The sequence below is a fragment of the Pedobacter jeongneungensis genome, from assembly GCF_000633455.1.
Lineage (GTDB): Bacteria > Bacteroidota > Bacteroidia > Sphingobacteriales > Sphingobacteriaceae > Pedobacter > Pedobacter jeongneungensis_A.
This window is the reverse complement of the sequence record NZ_AYMG01000019.1, coordinates 51,252-70,263: the sequence shown is the minus strand read 5'-3', so window position 1 is coordinate 70,263 and position 19,012 is coordinate 51,252. Positions and strand designations below refer to the sequence as shown.

The 19,012-nt window shown below is 40.8% G+C and carries 16 protein-coding genes; 5 read left to right on the top strand and 11 right to left on the bottom strand.

Annotated features, from left to right (window positions below; translation table 11 throughout):
• Positions 1-3: 3 nt before the first annotated feature.
• From ccoN to U859_RS0118020, 8 genes are all read right to left on the bottom strand, one after another.
• On the bottom strand, positions 4-2,145 hold the full coding sequence (ccoN, locus tag U859_RS0118055) for a cytochrome-c oxidase, cbb3-type subunit I (protein ID WP_025144732.1): 2,142 nt from the start codon (positions 2,143-2,145) through the stop codon (positions 4-6).
• A 72-nt stretch (positions 2,146-2,217) separates the two neighbouring features.
• Positions 2,218-2,397 carry a cbb3-type cytochrome oxidase assembly protein CcoS gene (gene ccoS / locus U859_RS0118050; RefSeq protein WP_025144731.1) on the bottom strand — a complete coding sequence of 60 codons (180 nt, stop codon included), beginning with the start codon at positions 2,395-2,397 and terminating at the stop codon, positions 2,218-2,220.
• Entirely contained in the window at positions 2,394-4,778 is a 2,385-nt protein-coding gene (locus U859_RS0118045; RefSeq protein WP_025144730.1) for a heavy metal translocating P-type ATPase, read from the bottom strand. The genes ccoS and U859_RS0118045 overlap by 4 nt, the downstream gene beginning before the upstream one ends.
• Before the next feature lie 12 nt (positions 4,779-4,790).
• Positions 4,791-6,137, bottom strand: coding sequence for an oxygen-independent coproporphyrinogen III oxidase (gene hemN / locus U859_RS0118040; RefSeq protein ID WP_025144729.1), 1,347 nt, complete (start codon positions 6,135-6,137; stop codon positions 4,791-4,793).
• On the bottom strand, positions 6,137-6,565 hold the full coding sequence (locus U859_RS0118035; protein WP_025144728.1) for a hypothetical protein: 429 nt from the start codon (positions 6,563-6,565) through the stop codon (positions 6,137-6,139). The genes hemN and U859_RS0118035 overlap by 1 nt, the downstream gene beginning before the upstream one ends.
• A 267-nt stretch (positions 6,566-6,832) precedes the next feature.
• On the bottom strand, positions 6,833-7,864 hold the full coding sequence (locus tag U859_RS0118030) for a response regulator (RefSeq protein ID WP_025144727.1): 1,032 nt from the start codon (positions 7,862-7,864) through the stop codon (positions 6,833-6,835).
• Positions 7,865-7,874: 10 nt separating this feature from the next.
• Positions 7,875-9,077 carry a PAS domain-containing sensor histidine kinase gene (locus U859_RS0118025; RefSeq protein WP_025144726.1) on the bottom strand — a complete coding sequence of 401 codons (1,203 nt, stop codon included), beginning with the start codon at positions 9,075-9,077 and terminating at the stop codon, positions 7,875-7,877.
• A 57-nt stretch (positions 9,078-9,134) separates the two neighbouring features.
• The gene (locus tag U859_RS0118020) at positions 9,135-10,916 is read right to left on the bottom strand and encodes a hypothetical protein (protein WP_025144725.1); all 1,782 of its coding nucleotides are present in this window, start codon (positions 10,914-10,916) and stop codon (positions 9,135-9,137) included.
• A gap of 375 nt (positions 10,917-11,291) precedes the next feature.
• On the opposite strand from U859_RS0118020, the gene U859_RS0118015 reads away from it, so the two are divergent.
• On the top strand, positions 11,292-11,657 hold the full coding sequence (locus U859_RS0118015; RefSeq protein WP_025144724.1) for a hypothetical protein: 366 nt from the start codon (positions 11,292-11,294) through the stop codon (positions 11,655-11,657).
• Positions 11,658-11,670: 13 nt separating this feature from the next.
• Here U859_RS0118015 and U859_RS0118010 read toward each other — a convergent pair whose 3' ends face one another.
• Positions 11,671-12,510 (bottom strand): AraC family transcriptional regulator, encoded by an 840-nt coding sequence (locus U859_RS0118010; protein WP_025144723.1) that lies wholly within the window; start codon positions 12,508-12,510, stop codon positions 11,671-11,673.
• Between the two features lie 122 nt (positions 12,511-12,632).
• On the opposite strand from U859_RS0118010, the gene U859_RS0118005 reads away from it, so the two are divergent.
• The gene (locus U859_RS0118005; RefSeq protein ID WP_025144722.1) at positions 12,633-13,646 is read left to right on the top strand and encodes a zinc-binding alcohol dehydrogenase family protein; all 1,014 of its coding nucleotides are present in this window, start codon (positions 12,633-12,635) and stop codon (positions 13,644-13,646) included.
• 65 nt (positions 13,647-13,711) lie between these two features.
• Here the strand turns inward: U859_RS0118005 and U859_RS0118000 are convergent, their stop codons facing one another.
• Positions 13,712-14,101, bottom strand: coding sequence for a response regulator transcription factor (locus tag U859_RS0118000; RefSeq protein ID WP_025144721.1), 390 nt, complete (start codon positions 14,099-14,101; stop codon positions 13,712-13,714).
• A 43-nt stretch (positions 14,102-14,144) separates the two neighbouring features.
• Entirely contained in the window at positions 14,145-14,909 is a 765-nt protein-coding gene (locus U859_RS0117995; protein WP_025144720.1) for a DeoR/GlpR family DNA-binding transcription regulator, read from the bottom strand.
• Between the two features lie 158 nt (positions 14,910-15,067).
• Between U859_RS0117995 and U859_RS0117990 the strand changes: the two genes are divergently transcribed.
• Genes U859_RS0117990 through U859_RS0117980 form a run of 3 tightly spaced genes read left to right on the top strand, consistent with a single transcriptional unit; the run spans position 15,068 to position 18,927 of the window.
• Positions 15,068-16,636: a glycerol-3-phosphate dehydrogenase/oxidase gene (locus tag U859_RS0117990; protein WP_051584728.1), complete on the top strand. Its 1,569-nt coding sequence runs from the start codon at positions 15,068-15,070 to the stop codon at positions 16,634-16,636.
• Between the two features lie 34 nt (positions 16,637-16,670).
• Complete coding sequence (gene glpK / locus U859_RS0117985; RefSeq protein WP_025144718.1) at positions 16,671-18,161, top strand: glycerol kinase GlpK; 1,491 nt, start codon at positions 16,671-16,673, stop codon at positions 18,159-18,161.
• Positions 18,162-18,189: 28 nt separating this feature from the next.
• The gene (locus U859_RS0117980) at positions 18,190-18,927 is read left to right on the top strand and encodes an MIP/aquaporin family protein (protein WP_025144717.1); all 738 of its coding nucleotides are present in this window, start codon (positions 18,190-18,192) and stop codon (positions 18,925-18,927) included.
• Positions 18,928-19,012 lie beyond the last annotated feature (85 nt).

Here is a 19,012-nt window from a genome sequence, read left to right as displayed (position 1 = left end):
ATTTTATTGATTTGAAGGAATGGTTTCTTTATTGGCTTTAATATCGGTACCCAAACGTTGCAGGTAAGCGATGATGGCCACAATTTCACGGTCGCTTTTAACTTTAATGTTGTTCTGCTTCAGGTCTAACGCAATTTTTTCGGCCTGAATTTTTAAATCATCATTGGCATGTTTGTCATATCCTTCGGAATACGGAACGCCCAATGTTCGCATGGCCCTGATTTTACTGGCTGTGGTAGTGATATCCAGTTGCTGTTCAATAAGCCATGGATATGGCGGCATAATACTTCCCGGCGACATTGAAGTAGGATCAACCAGGTGATTGTAATGCCAGGCATCAGAATACTTTCCTCCTACACGATGAAGATCTGGTCCGGTACGTTTACTGCCCCATAAAAAAGGGTGATCGTAAACAAATTCTCCGGCCTTGCTGTATTCGCCATAACGTTCTGTTTCTGAACGAAAGGGTCGCACGGTTTGTGAATGGCAGTTTACACAACCTTCCCTGATGTACAAATCCCTGCCCTGCAACTCGAGCGCGGTATATGGCTTTACGCTTGCAATAGTCGGCACGTTAGATTGGATCGTAAAAGTTGGCATCATCTCTACCATTCCCCCAATGAGGATTATGATCAGCGAAAGCACCATAAATTTCATTGGTTTACGCTCCAATACCCTGTGCCAGGCTTTATCGGCAGGACTACTGTCTACTATAATTTTGGTTAAAGGCATGGCTTCGGCCGGTTCATTGGCTACAAGTTTAGCCCCAAGCATGGTTTTGGCCAGGTTATAAGTCATTACGATTACACCTGTTAAATAAAGAGCGCCGCCAACTGAACGTAAAACATGCATCGGGATAATCTGCAGGGTCGTAGCCAGGAAATTAGGGTATTTCAATAAACCTTCAGGGGTAAATTCTTTCCACATCAAACCTTGTGTAAAACCTGCCCAATACATCGGGATGGCATAAAAAAGGATGCCCAACGTACCGATCCAAAAGTGGAAACGCGCCAGTTTTTTAGAGTAGAGTTCGGTTTTATAAATACGAGGAATTAACCAGTACAATACACCGAAAGTTAAAAAGCCATTCCAGCCCAAAGCGCCAACATGTACGTGGGCTACAATCCAATCGGTAAAATGCGCTACCCCATTAATCTGTTTTAGCGATAATAAAGGACCTTCAAAAGTGGCCATACCATAAGCGGTAAGGGCAACCACCATAAATTTAAGGGTCACATCTTCTCTTACTTTATCCCAGGCGCCACGAAGGGTCAATAAACCGTTGATCATACCGCCCCAGCTTGGTGCGATTAACATGATGGAAAAAGCAACGCCTAATGATTGTGCCCAACCCGGTAATGAGGTGTACAATAAGTGATGGGGACCGGCCCAGATGTAGATAAAAATGAGCGACCAAAAGTGCAGGATGCTCAGTTTATAGGAATAAACAGGTCGGCCAGCCATTTTTGGCAGGAAATAATACATCATACCCAGGTAAGGAGTAGTGAGGAAAAATGCTACGGCATTGTGCCCATACCACCACTGCACCAATGCGTCTTGTACGCCTGCATACAGATAGTAGCTTTTCATAAAAGAAATGGGCAGCTCAAAAGAGTTTACAATGTGTAATACCGCAATGGTAACAAAAGTGGCGATGTAAAACCATATCGCCACATAGAGGTGGCGCTCTCTCCTTTTAATAATGGTACCGAACATATTTATGCCGAAAACCACCCAGATGATGGTAATGGCAATATCGATTGGCCATTCAAGTTCGGCATATTCGTGTGAGGTGGTAAAACCCAGCGGAAGGGTAATTACGGCCGATAAGATAATGAGCTGCCAGCCCCAAAAGTGAATCTTGCTGAGCACATCGCTAAACATCCTGGCCTTAAGTAACCGCTGAAGCGAATAATAAACACCCATAAAAATGGCGTTTCCCACAAAGGCGAAAATAACGGCATTGGTGTGCAAAGGCCTTATCCTGCCAAAAGTGGTGTACTGGCTGCCCATGTTCATTGCCGGTTTAAAAAGTTGCATGGCAACAAGCAGTCCAACGGTCATCCCTATAATTCCCCAAACCAGGGTGGCAATGCCAAAGTTTCGAACAATCCTGTTATCGTAAGTAAATTTTTCTAGCTGCATAATAGAAGCGGAATTTTGTATGTTTTGTACACCAAAGGTATCCTGCGGCAGGCAGATAAAGGATGATGGCGGTTAGCTGGAAAAGTGATCTTCTTCACTTTTTTCGGAAATTACCTCATCATCGAACAATACGCGAATACCCGGTGTATGCACGTCATCGTTCTGACCAGTTTTATAAGCCCAAAAGAAGGCACCCAGAAAAATAAGTGCCATTAAAACGCTGCAGCCCACCAAAAAGTAGAGGATATTCATATCAGTTTATTTTTACGGGCAAACCAGCGGGTGGCGAGGGTGGTGAATAATATGATAGTAACAGTACTAACGGGCATCAGCACCGCAGCAACCAATGGATAAAGTGTTCCCTGTACGGCATAAAAAATACCAATACAGTTGTAGGCAATGGCAATGACAAAACTTATTTTAATCACTTTAAGTCCATCTTTACTAAGCTGGATAAAATGCGGCAGAAGATTCAAGCCACCACCCTGCAGAATGGCATCGCAGCCTGGGGTAAAATTATTAATGTTATCCGTTATGGCTATCCCAAAATTACTCTGCTTTAAGGCGCCCGCATCATTTAAGCCATCGCCGAGCATCATTACTTTATTCCCGCTTTCCTGGAGGTTTAAAACGGCATCCAGTTTTTGGTATGGCCGTTGATGGAACCTGATGGTAGTGTTTTCCGGAAAAATGGTTGTCAGTATGGAACCGTCCTTATCCGTATCGCCCGATAAAACCTGAAGGTTAAATTTGGAGAGTTTCGAAACCAGCTGTGCCAGTCCGGGCCGCCATTGCTGTTTGATATCAAAACAACCTTTATAAGTATGGTCGATCACAATGTGCACCCCGCTTTCCCCAGCAGATTTTACGGTTACAGGCAACATCGATAAATGTCCGGCATAGATAGCATGATGGTTGATCTGAGCCGATAAACCTTTACCCACCACTTCCTTATAATCGTTAAGTGAATAAAATCTTTCTACGTTTAAAGCCTTTAAAATATGCCGGCTTAAAGGATGGGTGGAGTTACGCAACAACGAAGCCACAACCCGTTTTTCTTCGTTTGTTAAGGATCCGCTAAAAGAAATTTCGGCATTTTCATTACTGGTTAATGTACCTGTTTTATCAAAAATCAGGGTATCGCATTTGGCCAGTTCTTCAACGGCATCAGTATTTTTTACATAAAACCCTTTCTTATCAAAAACAGATAAGATTGCGGATAAAGTGAATGGCGTGCTTAAAGCCAGTACACAGGGACAAGCCACAATAATAACCGCGGTAAATGCCGACCAGGCTTTGTGACTATCGTGCTCAAACAACCAATAAGCTGTAGCCGCAAATGCGATGAGAAAAACACCTAGGCTGAAATATTTCGCGACAGAATCATTAAAATTCTGTTTTTCGATGTTGTTTTTATAATTATCGTTATTCCAGAGTCCGGTAAGGTAACTCTGCGAAACCGGTTTGATCACTTCGAGTTCTATGGCTTCGGTGGTTTGCCTCCCTCCTGCATAAATGATTTCGCCCAGCACTTTATGTATAGGCTCCGATTCGCCGGTAACAAAACTCATATCCACCCATGCATCGCCCTTCATTAAAATGGCATCTGCAGGCACCAGTTCTCCATTTCTAATCCACAACCTGTCGCCGGTTTTAATTTCGTTAATGGATACGGGTTTTTCTTTACCGTTTTGCAATGTGGTTACCGCAATTGGGAAGTATGAACGATAATCGCGGTCGAAAGAAATGTGGTGATAGGTATGCTGTTTGAGCCATTTCCCCATAAGGAGCAAAAAAACCAAACCGGTTAAGGTATCGGCAAAACCTGGCCCGGTGGCAAAAATGACTTCAAACGCGGTGCGTAAAAACAATACCGCAATAATCAGTGCCAAAGGCGTATCTAAATTGATGTGTTTGTGTTTGATACTGGTAATGGCAGAGGTAAAATAATCACGGCCGCAATAAAAAGCAGCAGGGATAGAAAATGCCAGGTTTAACCAGCCGAATAAGGACTGAAACTGTTTTTCAAAACCCGAAAGGCCAAAATATTCGGGAAAACTAAAAAGCATCACATTACCCATTAAAAATCCTGCAACAGCGATTTTCAGTACTAAAGCTTTATCAACCGAACTGCTGTGCGCTTTTACCACATCCTGAAGACTGATTAAGGGTTCGTAACCAATCTGGTTTAAGGTTTCTACGAGCTGCCTCAAAGAGATTTCCTCATGATTGAAGCTTATGGTAACCTGTTTTTTAAGGAAATCGATCCGTGAGCTGAAAATAGCGGGATTGATTTTATACAGGTGTTCCAATAACCAGATGCAGGAGCTGCAGTGGATGGCGGGGATGTAAAAGGTAATAATGCCCGAACTTTCATGTTTGTAATCGAGCAGCTGATCAATAATTTTAGGCTCGTCGAGGTAGGCTAAATGGCTTTCATTTTTTAACTGCCTGCCTGGATTATTGTTGTATACATAATAATTGCATAAGTTGTTTTCGGAAAGGATCTTGAAAACAGACATACAACCCGCACAGCAAAAATCTTTATCTTCTGTTTGATATTTTACCTTGGGCAGATCCTCTCCACAGTGGTAGCAAATGGCTTTGATTGTGGTTTTACTTTGATCTTCCATTGTAATTATTTTTTAAATTGATGAACTGAATAATTGGGTTTTCGGCTGCTTAAGCCATAATTTTTCATCAAATGCCATACAAACATTTCTTAAGAAAGATTTTCCTTTTGTGGTAATGCTGATTTCCTTTTCGGTTACACTGATCAGTTTATCGAGCAATAAGGGTAAAAGCCTTTTATATACAGCTTCAGGAATACCTTCATTGTAAATGGTATTTTCTTTACACATGATGTTGAGGATGTGTTTTCTCACCTCCAGATCTTTATCAGTTAGGAAATGTCCCTTTTCTACAGGCAGTATTCCCGATTCCATTTTATCCAGATAAGCCTCTACCGTTTTAGGATTCTGTGCAAAAGCTGTCCAACTGTCGCTGATGGAAGAAACCCCTAATCCAATGAGCAAGTGGGTATGCTGATTGGTGTAGCCCATAAAATTCCGGTGAAGACTCTGTTCTATCATCGCCTGGAATAAAGAATCACTTTTCAGCGCAAAATGATCCATCCCCACATCTTTATAGCCTGCATCATCAAGCAATTTCCTCCCTAAATGATAAAGTGCAAATTTTTCATCCCCCACAGGGATATCTTTTTCGGTATAATGCCTTTGGCCGGGTTTTAACCAGGGCACATGTGCGTAACTGTAAAATGCAATGCGATCTGGTTGCATTGCAATAACTTCATTTATGGTGTCCGTTAATCCATAAATACTTTGTCCCGGAAGGCCATAAATCAAATCAAAATTAACCGAAGTATAGCCGATTGCCCTAGCCTGTACCGTAATTAGCGCAACCTGCTCCGGCGTTTGAAAACGGTTGATCAAAAACTGTACTTTGGGATCAAAATCCTGAATACCAAGGCTTAACCTTTTAAAACCAAGTTGGTAAAGCGTTGTTAAATGTTCAATGGTGGTATTGGCCGGATGCGCCTCAAAAGAGAGTTCGGCATCGGGAGCCAGGATTGCATTTTGCATAATGCCGTTAATGAGGAGCCCGAGGTTTTCTGCACTAAAAAAAGTTGGTGTTCCCCCACCCAGGTGCAGTTCTTTTAGTTTGGGTTTCTCTTTCAAAGCATCTACATACATGTTCCATTCAGCAAGTACAGCGAGGATGTATGGCACCTCAACCGAATGGTTTTTGGTAATACGGGTATTGCAGCCACAGTAGGTACACAGGCTTTCGCAAAATGGAAGGTGGATGTACAAACTTATCCCTTCTTCTTTATATGTGATATAGGTTTTGGCTACCGTTGTTAACCAATCTTTTCGATTGAAGTTTTCATTGTCCCAGTATGGTACCGTTGGATAACTGGTGTATCTTGGCGCAGCAATATTATATTTTTTAAGCAGTGCAGCAGTTTCCATTATTTTAACGCTTTAATGGTTGCACATTCGTTCTGGCAGCAGCAGGCTTTACCTACGCATTTACCCGCAGCCCATTGATCGAGATTTTTAACCACCTGTTCCATCCTTAATTTAGGGTCAGCATCTTTTGATGCCAGTGGAACATTTGCGACTTTCATTCCGGCAAAACCTGCGGCTTTTAAGTCAAGGTGGTCGGTTTCGGAAGATGAGGTGGCAATGTATTTGATACCAAGCGCTTTTAGCCCCAAAATCATGGCTTCGCTGAGGTCGTCGTTATTAAAAACCAACAAGGCTTCCTTTCCGGTTGCAAATGAAAGCGTATCGGCGGTTAAGCTGTTAGCAATGATCGTAATATCGTGTTTTTTATAATTGGCCAGTACCAACCATTCCTTTTCATCGGGCTTAATGTTGTAAGCTATAGCTTTCATATACAGTATTTATGTATACAAAACTATGGGCTAACGGTAAGGTAACAGATGAGAATGCTTAGAGAAAAAAATGATACTCGTTACTTTTTTTAGTCTGGAGTCTTGAATCCATAGTCTTGAGTTGATTGACTAATGATCAATAAATTAAGTTGGGAGTTGATTAACCGAGTTGACATGAACTAATGTTCAGTTAACCAATTTAAACAATTAACCAAATAAACTAATGACCAATAAACCAATGACTAATGAACCAACGACTAATGAACGCTATTGTTTAATATTCCTCAGTTTTTCGATAGATAGAATATTAATGGCATTACCAGTTTTATCAATCAGTTTTTCGTCTTTAAAATCAGCCAGCATTCTGCTTACCGTTTCGCTGGCCGTACCCACCAAGGCGGCAAGATCATCGCGTGAAATACGGATGGTGCAGCTATCAGCAATGCCATCGCCAAATTTTGTTGCAACCTGCAGCAATGCTTCTGCTACACGCTTCCTTACCGAAGAGTAGGCCAGCTGAAGCATTTGTTTTCCCTTATCGCGTACGTTTCCGGATAATAAATGGATAAAGGTTTTGGATACCGCCTGATGATTGAGCAGGTATTCCATAAAATCGGCTTTGGGAATCTGGATAATTTCTGATTCGGTTAAGGTTGCTGCATTTTCGGCATAAACTTCACCATTGCATAAACTTTCGTAGCCAAAAAAATCACCATCGTGGTAAAGCCCTGACGAAAGTTCCCTGCCATCCTTAAAACGTTTGTAGGTTTTCACTTGCCCTTTGCTTATATAATAAAGGTGGGCTGGTTCATCGCCTTCAACGTAAATAATCTGTTTATTACCCACGGGTCTTGATTTTCCTTTTTTACGGAGTTCATCCATTGCCGTTTCACTATCGTTTGCAACCGAGTTAAAACCTGCCGATTGCTGTTTTTTCTTAAACCTGCTTTCTATTGCCTTAAAAAGTTCGATGTCGTCAAAGGGTTTAGTAAGGTAGTCATCTGCCCCCATTTCCATTCCTTTCCGCATATCTGCCCGTTCTGTTTTTGCGGTGATGAAAATAAAAGGAATATTGGCGGTTTTCGGATTTTTGTTCAAAAGATATAAAACGCCATATCCATCCAGTTCAGGCATCATGATGTCGCATAATATTACATCTGGCAGGTGCTGCAAAGCCATTTCAACACCTACCTTACCGTGTTTAGCGGTAAAAGTTTCGTATCCAGCCAGATCGAGCACTTCGGCAGTACTTTCCCTGATGTCGTTATTGTCTTCAATTATCAAAACTTTCTTACTCATGGAATGGATCTTAAACTTTAAATTCTTTGTTAAACAGGAAAATAAGCGTAAAAACCGCACCCGAATTTTGTTCACTTTGGCAGCTTACCGTTCCATTCATCAGGCCTACATATCTTTTTACAATATTAAGGCCTAAACCCGTACCAGGAATATCGCCGGTATTATGCGCCCTGAAAAAAGGTTCAAACAGGTTGTTATGATCAGCTTCCGGAATACCAATACCATTATCTTTTACTTCCAAAATCAGTTCATCATCCTTTAAAATGGAATTGAACTGGATGAGCGTATCCTCTCCAGAATATTTTATCGAATTCGAAATCAGGTTGATCACACAGTTTTTCAACAGGTTTGGATCGAGATATACTTCAGCTGTTGTGCCGGTATGTTCGTAAATAATATGCTGATTCTGTTTGGTCATCATTTGCATCTCTTCTGCTATTTCTTCGGCAAAGCTGATGATGTTAAAAGATTGTGCAGATGCTTCTACTTTCCCTGCTTCGAGTTTTTCAAGCGAAAGAAAATCGTTTAAGATCGTAGTGAGGTTATTGATCGAATTTTTGATTTTTAAAGTATGTTTTTCTACACTGGCCACATCATGTTTGGTGGTGTATTTATCAATCAGGGAAGCCGACAACTGAATGGAGCTTAGCGGTGTTCTAAATTCATGCGAAGCCATAGAGACAAACCTCGTTTTAAGCTGATTGAGTTCTTTTTCCTTCTGAAAAAGTGCCCGCATGTTTTCTTTGGCCATTTCGAGTTCCGACACCAGCTTAACCAGATCCTGCGTACGCTCCTTAATTTTAACCTCTAATTTTTCTGTATAACTTTTAATCTGCTCTTCGTTGGCTTTTTCCTTACTCAGATCGTGGATAAAACCCGTGTAGATTTTACGGTCGCTAAATTTGATCTCGCTAACGCCCAGCCTGAATGGAAAAACCGAACCGTCTTTACGTTTACCAGAAACCTCTCTCCCAATACCGATAATGTGTTTCTGCCCGGTATGTTCGTACCTTGACAGGTATTCGTCATGGCTCGAATGATCGGGCTCGGGCATTAAAACCGATACGTTTTTACCCACCAGTTCTTCCCTTCCATAACCAAAAAGCTCAAGTGCAGCGGGGTTTAAATGTTCTATAATCCCCCTATCATCAATGGTAATAATCCCATCAATGGCATTTTCAATAATTGCATCTAAAAATTTCGACCTATCCATTTAACGCTTCAAGTATATCGTTGTAAATATAGAAAAGTTATTACCGATCTTTTTTCCTTATCCAACAATTAGTGCATCCAGTTTATCTTTCGATTTCGCCAGCTGTTCATATAAACCTTTTAGCTCTCCTGAGGCCTGATCTGCAACTTCATTAAAAAGTTTTTTGTAATAATTAATCCCTTCAGCCAGTTGCTGTTTAAATCCATTTAACTGTTTTATTTTTTTATCGCTGAAATTCTGAAGCTGCTGTTTAATATCCTGCTGAAGATAATCAATATAAAGATTAAGCTCTTTGATAAATACATGCGGTCGTTCTACTTGCTTCAGGAGGTCGATTTTACCATAAATATGGTCAACCATTTCATCAAATGAATATACATCAGAAAAATAGGCCAGGTTTGGCCCGGGGCAAATGGCTACTGCAGTACTTTCTTTAGGTTTAAGGATGTTATATTTTAGGTAAGTGGAAGAACAAAGTCCTTCGCAAAGGCAAACTTTTTCGGTGATCAGGTTAAATTGTTTTTGGTATTCATCTGCCGATAGCTCAGTTGTTTTAAGGCTTTTTATTTTTAGATGCTGATATTCCCGCGATGCAGTACAAATGGCCTGTTCGGTAAATTCGGTATTGTTGCAGAGGTATTTCTTGGTGCAGGGACTTCCCGGCCTGCCTTTTTCGATCCTTTCTGCCCGCTGAAGGTCCATTGTACTGTTTTTAAAATTATTAAACCGGATACCAAGCGGAGAAGCACCACTCAAGTAAAAATCGTCCTCTTTTGCAGCAGCTAACTGTGTTAATGTACCGGCATCTACGTTGGTTACTTCGGGCACCAATAAAAACGGACTTCCCCATCCAATGGCATCAAGATGGTAATGTTGCAACAGAAATTTATGCTCTGCCGCGGTTCCGATTCCGCCTTGCGCCGTGATCCGTTGTTTAGGCTGTTTTTCGGTATAGATTCCTTTTTGTGCCAGGGCAAGTTTATACATGTTAAAAAGCTCCTGGTACATATCGCTTTTTTTATTTTTAAATTCTTCCAGAATTGGTCCCAGCAAATAGCCTTCTGTGGCAAACGCGTGGCCACCACAGTTTAAACCCGATTCGATCCTGAATTCTGATACCCATAGTCCTTTTTTCGCCAAAAACTTAGCCTGAATCAGGGCCGACCTGAAATCGCTTACTTTTAAGATGATTTTCTTTTTCAGCAAAGCCTTTTCATCTGGAAAAAAGTCTTCAAAATTTTCTATGTAACTGTATAATTTCGGGTTCATTCCCGCAGAAAGCACCACAGAAGCACAGAGTTTACTTTCGGCAAAACCACGCAATGCAGATAATGCATCAGTATTTGTATCGCCCGAATATTCGCCATGCAAATAGTTCATTTTATCTACCTTGGCCATGATATTTACATCTATGGTGCCCATGCGCATGGCATTTTTCAGTACCGATTGAAAGGTTTGCTTTGCTTCTCCCTCGGGATACTCCATCATCAGTTCGTAACCACGTTTTAACTTTGAAGTATCGGGCAAAAGCTCGAAATAGCGGCAAATATCACTCCCCTCAGTAAATTCCTGCTGTTTTAAAGCTTTAAAATCCTGGTTGATGCAATCGGATAAAAAGTTGAGGTATGCGGTAATGCGCCGGCTACGGCTATCGGTTTCATCTTTAGCAATCGCCTTAAAATCAACCGATCTGTTTTGTGAGTGATATCCATGCATTCGCTCTACCAATTCATCATCAACGATAGATAGTACAGAAGAAATGCCATACCTGGCAACTTTTAATGGGGTATCAATGGAATAACCCAGGCCCAAAACGGGAATATGGAATGAATGTAGCATGGTGTTTCTTGATGTAAATCGGCTTTCTATATATCGCGAAAGGCCAAATATTTTCTACAGCAAAACTACCTTGCTTTAATGGATGTAGTGATGATGAGACTCAAACCAAAAAATGAGCACGATCACTTTTTTTGGTCATTAAGGTTGGCTGCCTTGATGATCAAGATTAAAAATCTATTTTTTTGACTCCTATTGTTCGCATCAAGCCCATCAGTTTTTAAGATGCAGAACAATTTTTGAGGGGACAGTATATCCAGAAGTATAAATCTTCATTCGACTGTTTGCAGTACATAATTAGACTAATTATCATTACCAGAAAACTTAACGACAAACAGTGTCTTTTATTTAATTTCACCTTAAACATTAACAGAGAAGATGAGCGTACATATTGGACTGATGATATGGAAGGAAATGAAGCAACAGGGTGTTACTGTTTCTTCATTGGCGGATAACCTTGCGATAAGCAAAACAAAAACGCAGGAGATTATAAACAGTGCAAGCTTAGACATTAGTTTACTGGTAAGTATCAGTGAGATATTAAACTATAATTTTTTGGCCTATTATGAAAATGGCCAGCTCTTCTCTAACCTTTCTCATGAGGAAAAAAGAAAATCGCAGGAAGAAATTAAGCGGTTAAAAATGCTGATCAGCGAAAAAAATAAAGCGATCGAGTTAAAAGAAAAAATGATTCAGAACCTTTCACACACCGTTTCTATACTGGAAAAGGGGCAAATGTACTAAACTGCGGAAATAATCAACTCGCAACTGAACTCCTAAAGGCTTTAAGGCTCATTCCCTTTTGCGATTTGAAGAATTTGTTTAAGTGGCTTTCATCGGTAAAACCGAGTTCAAAAGCAATTTCATTGATGCGCATATCGCTAAAGCGCAAACGGGCCTCTATTAGTTTAATCCTTAAATTGGCAATATACTGCTGCAGGGTTTCGTTAGTCTGTTTTTTAAAATACTTACCAAAATAGTTTTCCGAAATGCCGAATTCGATACTTAACTTTTCGGCCCTTAGCTTCTCCGGACTATAAATATTGGCCTGTATGTAGTTTAAAAGTGCCAATGTTTTTTGTTCCGAATCTTCTTTAATGTTGGCTGGCAGGTATTTGGCAATATTACGTGCCACCAATAAGATCATCGTATCAACCATTTTGCCAATCAGTTCTTTATTGTAAAGATCACGCTTTACATATTCTGCAATCATGGCTTCGGTAAGCGAATTAATTAAAGGTTTATCCGAAAAATTTTTAAGGATACAACCGGGCTGGTGACTGGCATTTTGAAGGATATACTCTAATCTTTTCACGTCATCGGTATGAAAATCCTTAGAGCGTAAGTACACATTCCCAAAGCGCAGAAAGAAAAATTCAGTCGTAGTTTCTATTTCAAATGAGTGGCAATCATCTGGTGTAATTAAGAACATGTGTCCGGCCCGGTAATCAAATTTGTTGTTATTGATGCACTGCTTTCCGGTACCCGAGAGGATATAAACCAATTCAAAAAACAGATGTTTATGGCCATTTTTAGGGCATTCATCTAATTTTTGATAACTAATTTCGAAGGGCTCGTATAAAGTTTCGCTATTCATCTTACACTAATTAAGGCGCAAATTTACCAATTAAAAGCAAATTTATACCGTATTATAAAACTATATCAGTTTATATTTGCCATACAAAAAGAATAACTTAGTATTAAAATAATTGATCAGCCATGAAAGCAATAGGATTTAAAACCTCACTCCCCATAAACGAAAGCGAAAGTTTTATCGCATTCGAAACACCTGTTCCACAGCCAAAAGGACGCGACCTGCTCGTAAAAATAAAGGCCATCAGTATAAATCCGGTTGATTATAAAATCCGCCAGAACAGTGCTAAAGATACTGTACTGGATACACCAAAAGTAATTGGCTGGGATGCCACAGGTACGGTTGAAGCCGTTGGCGAAGGCGTTACATTTTTCAAAACCGGAGACGAAGTTTATTATGCAGGTGATTTAACGCGTAGTGGTTCGAACGCCGAATATCAATTGGTTGATGAACGTATAGTAGGTTTAAAACCCGCATCATTAACTGACGCTGAAGCAGCTGCCATGCCATTAACAGCACTTACCGCCTGGGAATCACTTTACGACCGCATCCGCATCAGTGAGCAAAAAGATAAAGGAAAAAGCATCCTCATTATTGGTGGTGCAGGTGGCGTTGGTTCCATTGCCATACAGCTGGCGAAAAAAATAAGCGGCTTAAAAGTGATTACCACAGCCTCACGACCAGAAACAAAGGAATGGTGTAAAGCCATGGGTGCAGATGTGGTGGTAGATCATAAAAACCTGGTTGAAGAAGTACGTGCCGCAGGCTTTAAGGAAGTGGATTTTATACTCGATTTTGTAGACCTGAACAGCTATTGGGATGACCTGGTAGAACTGATTAAACCGCAAGGCCATATCGTATCCATAACAGGCTCAGCCACGCCTATCGCCCTAAACAAATTAAAAAATAAAAGCGTTACCTTTTCATGGGAACTGATGTACACCCGTTCCATGTATCAAACTGACGATATGGAACAGCAACACCATATTTTAAATGAACTGGCCAAATTATTCGACAATGGCACAATTAAAACCACTTTAAACCAAACCCTGAAAGGATTTACTGTAGAAAATTTAAAAGAAGCTCATCGCTTATTGGAAAGCGGTAAAACCATTGGCAAGGTAGTAATCGAATACTAGAAAATTTTTAGTCAAAAAAAGAGAGAAGCCGGTTAAGCTTCTCTCCTTTTTATATCCTGTTTCAACTAAACTTTAGTCCTGTTTTCCGAACTTCTTTTTAACTGCGCATTAATGCGTTCCAAAACATCGTAAATATCGAAAGGTTTGCTGATGTAATCATCTGCAAATGCATCGATCGCTTTTTGCTCACTATTGTTCTGTGCAGACATTACAATAATCGGGATGTGTTTGGTAAAAATATCAGTTTTTAAATCTTCGCAGATTTCTGCTCCGTTTCCATCTGGTAACATAACATCTAATAAGAAAAGATCAGGCATTGCATCCTGGATATTTTTCTTCAGCTCTGCAAATGATGAGGAAAGCTGTAATTCAAAACCCTCTTCCTTTAACAGGATTTCAATCACGTTTCTGATCTCCTGATCGTCTTCTAAAATGTGTATTCGTTTTTTTTCCATGTTCAAATTATATGTTTGGGATGTACCGTTCGCGTGGAATGCGCTACACGATAGTAACAGTAACACCCAAGCCCTCTAAATGTTTTACAATTTGTTCAGAAATTCCTTTATCAGTGATAATATGGTCAATTTCTTCTAATCCGCATATCTTTCCAAAGCCCCTCTTACCAAATTTAGTTGAGTCGGCCAGTACAATTGTTTTTTGTGAAGCGCCGATCATTTTACGGTTTAAATGTGCCTCCATGGCATTCGTGGTGGTTAATCCAAAATCAAGATCGATCCCATCTACGCCTAAAAACAGCTTGTTGAAATAAAAATCCTGTAAAACCTGTTCTGCATAAGCCCCCATTACCGATGAGGAACTTTTTCTAAGCAGGCCACCCAGCTGGATCACTTCGATGCTGGGCTCGCGCATTAATTCTAAAGCTACATTTAATGCGGAGGTAACCACGGTTAAGTTTGTTGCGGGCGCAATGTTCTTAGCAAAATAAAGCACAGTGGTGCCCGACGCAATCACAATAGAATCGTTATCGTTTAACAACGCAGCAGCAGCTATACCAATTTTATTCTTCTCGGTAGATTGTATTTTCTCTTTCTCATTAACCGGACGGTCTACAGTATATGGATTATTTACAGTAGCCCCGCCATGGGTCCTAAACAACAGGCTTTTATCTTCAAGTAGTTTTAAGTCCTTTCTTATTGTTACCGACGACACTTTCAGTTCCTTACATAAATCCACTACGTTTATGTACTGATCACGTTGCAGGCGACTTAAAATAAACTGGTGCCTCTCAGCCAAATTCATCATAGTATATTTAATTTGCAGGCTGCAAATTAGCAATAAAAACATTCTTTAAAATATTTTGAACAAATAATTAATAAATTTTTAACAGAGATATTATATTATTCCGATTATGATTTCGTATAATTGCGTATTATTTCGTTTTATTACTTTTAAACATAAAAATGAAAAGATTACATCAGCCGCTCATTGCAGAAAACATAAATTGGGACCTGATCATCATTGGTGGCGGGGCAACGGGCTTAGGCACAGCACTTGATGCGGCTAGCCGGGGTTATAAAACTTTACTGGTTGAGCAGGCTGATTATGCAAAAGGAACATCAAGCCGGAGCACTAAACTGGTACACGGAGGCGTACGCTATCTGGCCCAGGGAGATATTGGCCTGGTGAGACATGCACTTAAAGAACGTGGATTATTACAACAGAACGCTAAACATTTGGTACATAAAGAGGCATTCCTGATCCCCTGCTACAATTGGTTTTCCATTATTAAATATTTAACCGGGCTTACCCTGTACGATTGGCTGGCAGGAAAATACAGCTTCGGAAAATCTAAATATTTATCTAAGGCAGAAACACTGGCCATGATGCCTGGCATTAAAGCAAAAGGTTTAAAAGGTAGCATCAGGTATTACGACGGAAAGTTTGATGATGCCCGTTTAGCCATCAATATCGCTCAAACCGCTATCGAAAAAGGTGCTTCATTATTAAGTTACACCAAAGTAACCGGTTTATTAAAAGATGGCGAAAACGTTACTGGGATCGAAACAGAAGATACGATTACAGGTTTAAAAGCACAGTTTAAGGGCAAAGTAATGATTAATGCCACAGGTGTATTTGTTGATGATATTCTGCATATGAACAATCCAAATTCAAAAAAGATGGTTCGCCCCAGTCAGGGTGTGCATGTGGTATTGGAAAGAGGCTTCTTGAATAGTGAATCGGCTTTGATGATCCCTAAAACTTCTGATGGGCGTGTATTATTTGCTGTTCCCTGGCACGAACATTTATTGGTAGGCACCACCGATACCCCATTGGATGAACACAGCCTCGAGCCACGGGCTTTGAAAGAAGAGGTAGATTTCATTATGAGTACTGCAGCAAGCTATTTTAACCGAAAGCCCCTTGAAAAAGATATATTGAGTGTATTTTCTGGCTTACGCCCCCTGGCTGCACCTACCAGTGGCGATGGGGATAGTACAAAAGAAATCAGTAGGGATCATAAACTGATTGTTTCGGCAAAGGGATTAATTACCATAACGGGTGGAAAATGGACCACTTATCGCCGCATGGCTGAAGAAACTGTTAATTTAGCCATTACACACGCAGGTTTAGAACCGAAAGCATGCGTAACCGAAAATCTCAGCATCCATGGCAGCCAAATGATCGAAGAAGATCATCATTTATCGATATATGGATCAGACCGTGATAAAATTGAGGCTTTAATCAAACAAGATCCTAGCCTTGGGCAGCAGTTACATCCATCTTTTCCTTTTGTAGAAGCCGAAGTGGTTTGGTCTGCAAGGAATGAAATGGCAGAGACTGTAGAAGATATTTTAAGCAGAAGGCTGAGGGTATTATTTATCGATGCACAGGCTGCAAAAGATATGGCGCCGAGGGTAGCTTCACTCCTGGCCAAAGAATTATCTGCAGATCGAAACTGGGAAAACGAACAGATTGAAACTTTTAATAAATTAGCTGATGGTTACCTTTATCATCAACCTATAAAATAACCGGCGGGCACACTCCATTAACCAAATTTTAATTATGAGCAAGTACATCTTATCCATCGATCAGGGAACCACGAGTTCGAGGGCCATTATTTTTAACCACGATGGTGAAATTGTTGCCATTGCACAAAAAGAATTCACACAGATTTATCCTAAAGCCGGATGGGTGGAACACGATCCGATGGAAATTTGGTCTACACAGTTGGCCGTGGTTACCGAAGTAATTGTTAAAGCCAGTCTTACCGTAAACGATATTACTGCTATTGGCATTACCAATCAGCGCGAGACCACAGTGGTTTGGGATAAAGAAACCGGCCTCCCCATCCATAATGCCATCGTTTGGCAAGACAGGCGTACTTCTGCCTATTGCGATGAAGTTAAAGCGAAAGGCTTAGCCAATAAAATACAGGAAAAAACGGGTTTAATCATCGATTCTTATTTCTCCGCAACCAAAGCAAGGTGGATTTTGGAAAATGTAGAAGGTGCAAGAGAAAAGGCTGAAGCAGGAAAACTGGCTTTTGGCACGATAGATAGCTGGTTGATCTGGAAATTAACCGCAGGCGAAAAACACGTTACCGATGTAACCAATGCCTCGCGCACTATGCTTTATAATATCCATACTTTAAGTTGGGATGACGAACTGCTCGAGTTGTTTTCCATCCCAAAAACAATGCTGCCAGAGGTAAAATCATCGAGCGAGGTTTATGGCGAAACCGCCGGAAGAATACTGGCGGCTAAAATTCCAATAGCGGGCATAGCTGGCGATCAGCAATCGGCACTTTTTGGTCAGATGTGTACCGAAATTGGTATGGTAAAAAACACTTATGGCACAGGTTGTTTCATGCTGATGAATATTGGAGAAAAGCCCAAAATTTCTGCCAACAACCTCTTAACCACCATCGCCTGGCAGATTAACGGAGAAGTAAATTATGCGCTCGAAGGCAGTATTTTTATTGGCGGTGCGGTTGTACAATGGTTAAGGGACGAAATGGGATTTATTTCCAGATCGGCAGATGTAGAAACCCTCGCTAAAAAAGTAAAAGATACCGATGGTGTATATGTAGTGCCTGCCTTTGCAGGTTTAGGAGCGCCACATTGGGATCAGCATGCCCGTGGAACAATAACCGGATTAACACGGGGGACAAATAAATCGCACATTGCGAGGGCAGCTTTAGAAAGTATTGCCTACCAAACCATGGATGTGTTAAAAGCCATGGAAGCTGATGCAGGCGTAAACATTGCCGAACTCCGGGTAGATGGAGGCGCTACGGCTAACGATTTATTGATGCAGTTTCAGGCAGATCTTTTAAACTGTAAAGTCATCAGGCCGGAAGTTACCGAGGTAACCGCTATTGGAGCTGCTTATCTGGCTGGTTTGGCCACGGGTTTCTGGGAAAGTATCGATCAGATTCGCAACCAGTGGAAAATAAACAGGACTTTCACCGCTGAAGAAGGCATAGACAATACCGAACGGATAAAAGGCTGGAACAGGGCGGTAAAAGCGGCCAGGGTAAATGCAGAAGATTAATTAGGAAATTGATAAGATTTAAATTGTTATGAACGTATATCTCGCAGAATTTATTGGTACCGCTTTAATGATGCTCTTAGGAAATGGTGTGGTAGCGAATGTAGTATTAAATGGTACAAAAGGCAATAACAGTGGCTGGATTGTCATTACAACCGCCTGGGCACTTGCCGTTTTCGTTGGTGTTGTGGTGGCTGGTCCATACAGCGGAGCACACTTAAACCCTATTGTAACTTTAGGCTTGGCTATTGGAAAAGGCTTTAGCTGGACCTTAGTACCCTATTATATCCTGGCACAATTGGCTGGTGCAATGACGGGTTCTTTTTTGGTCTGGATAATTTACAAAGATCATTTTGATGCTACAGATGATGCGGGTTTAAAAGCTGCGCCTTTTGCGACATCACCAGCCATTAGAAATAAATTATCAAATTCAGCTTCAGAAATTATTGGGACTTTCGTACTCATATTTGTGATTTTCCACTTTACAGATGCCAGCATGGGCACAAAAGAAACGGTAATGCCCATTGGCTTAGGCTCGATGGGTGCTATTCCCGTAGCCTTTTTAGTATGGGTAATTGGTTTGGCTTTAGGTGGAACAACAGGATATGCAATAAACCCTGCACGTGATTTAGGACCACGTATTGTTCACTCATTAATCCCGATGAAAGGCAAAGGCAGCAGCGATTGGGGGTATGCATGGGTGCCTATTGTTGGCCCGATTATCGGATCGGTATTAGCAGCTGTAGCATTTTTGTTGATTAGTAAGTAGTTATTTCTTTGGAACAATTCTCATGAATAAAATTAAAAAAGAAAAGTCGTCATTGCGAGAAGGCTTTTCTGCAGACAAAGCAATC

Excerpts from the sequence above, each read along its gene's own strand:
- glpK (WP_025144718.1), top strand. The coding sequence starts at position 16,671 with ATGAGCAAGTACATCTTATCCATCGATCAGGGAACCACGAGTTCGAGG.
- hemN (WP_025144729.1), bottom strand. The coding sequence starts at position 6,137 with ATGGAAACTGCTGCACTGCTTAAAAAATATAATATTGCTGCGCCAAGA.
- U859_RS0117995 (WP_025144720.1), bottom strand. The coding sequence starts at position 14,909 with ATGATGAATTTGGCTGAGAGGCACCAGTTTATTTTAAGTCGCCTGCAA.
- U859_RS0118005 (WP_025144722.1), top strand. The coding sequence starts at position 12,633 with ATGAAAGCAATAGGATTTAAAACCTCACTCCCCATAAACGAAAGCGAA.
- U859_RS0117980 (WP_025144717.1), top strand. The coding sequence starts at position 18,190 with ATGAACGTATATCTCGCAGAATTTATTGGTACCGCTTTAATGATGCTC.
- U859_RS0118045 (WP_025144730.1), bottom strand. The coding sequence starts at position 4,778 with ATGGAAGATCAAAGTAAAACCACAATCAAAGCCATTTGCTACCACTGT.
- U859_RS0118000 (WP_025144721.1), bottom strand. The coding sequence starts at position 14,101 with ATGGAAAAAAAACGAATACACATTTTAGAAGACGATCAGGAGATCAGA.
- ccoS (WP_025144731.1), bottom strand. The coding sequence starts at position 2,397 with ATGAATATCCTCTACTTTTTGGTGGGCTGCAGCGTTTTAATGGCACTT.
- U859_RS0118020 (WP_025144725.1), bottom strand. The coding sequence starts at position 10,916 with ATGCTACATTCATTCCATATTCCCGTTTTGGGCCTGGGTTATTCCATT.
- U859_RS0118030 (WP_025144727.1), bottom strand. The coding sequence starts at position 7,864 with ATGAGTAAGAAAGTTTTGATAATTGAAGACAATAACGACATCAGGGAA.
- ccoN (WP_025144732.1), bottom strand. The coding sequence starts at position 2,145 with ATGCAGCTAGAAAAATTTACTTACGATAACAGGATTGTTCGAAACTTT.
- U859_RS0118025 (WP_025144726.1), bottom strand. The coding sequence starts at position 9,077 with ATGGATAGGTCGAAATTTTTAGATGCAATTATTGAAAATGCCATTGAT.
- U859_RS0118015 (WP_025144724.1), top strand. The coding sequence starts at position 11,292 with ATGAGCGTACATATTGGACTGATGATATGGAAGGAAATGAAGCAACAG.
- U859_RS0118010 (WP_025144723.1), bottom strand. The coding sequence starts at position 12,510 with ATGAATAGCGAAACTTTATACGAGCCCTTCGAAATTAGTTATCAAAAA.
- U859_RS0118035 (WP_025144728.1), bottom strand. The coding sequence starts at position 6,565 with ATGAAAGCTATAGCTTACAACATTAAGCCCGATGAAAAGGAATGGTTG.
- U859_RS0117990 (WP_051584728.1), top strand. The coding sequence starts at position 15,068 with ATGAAAAGATTACATCAGCCGCTCATTGCAGAAAACATAAATTGGGAC.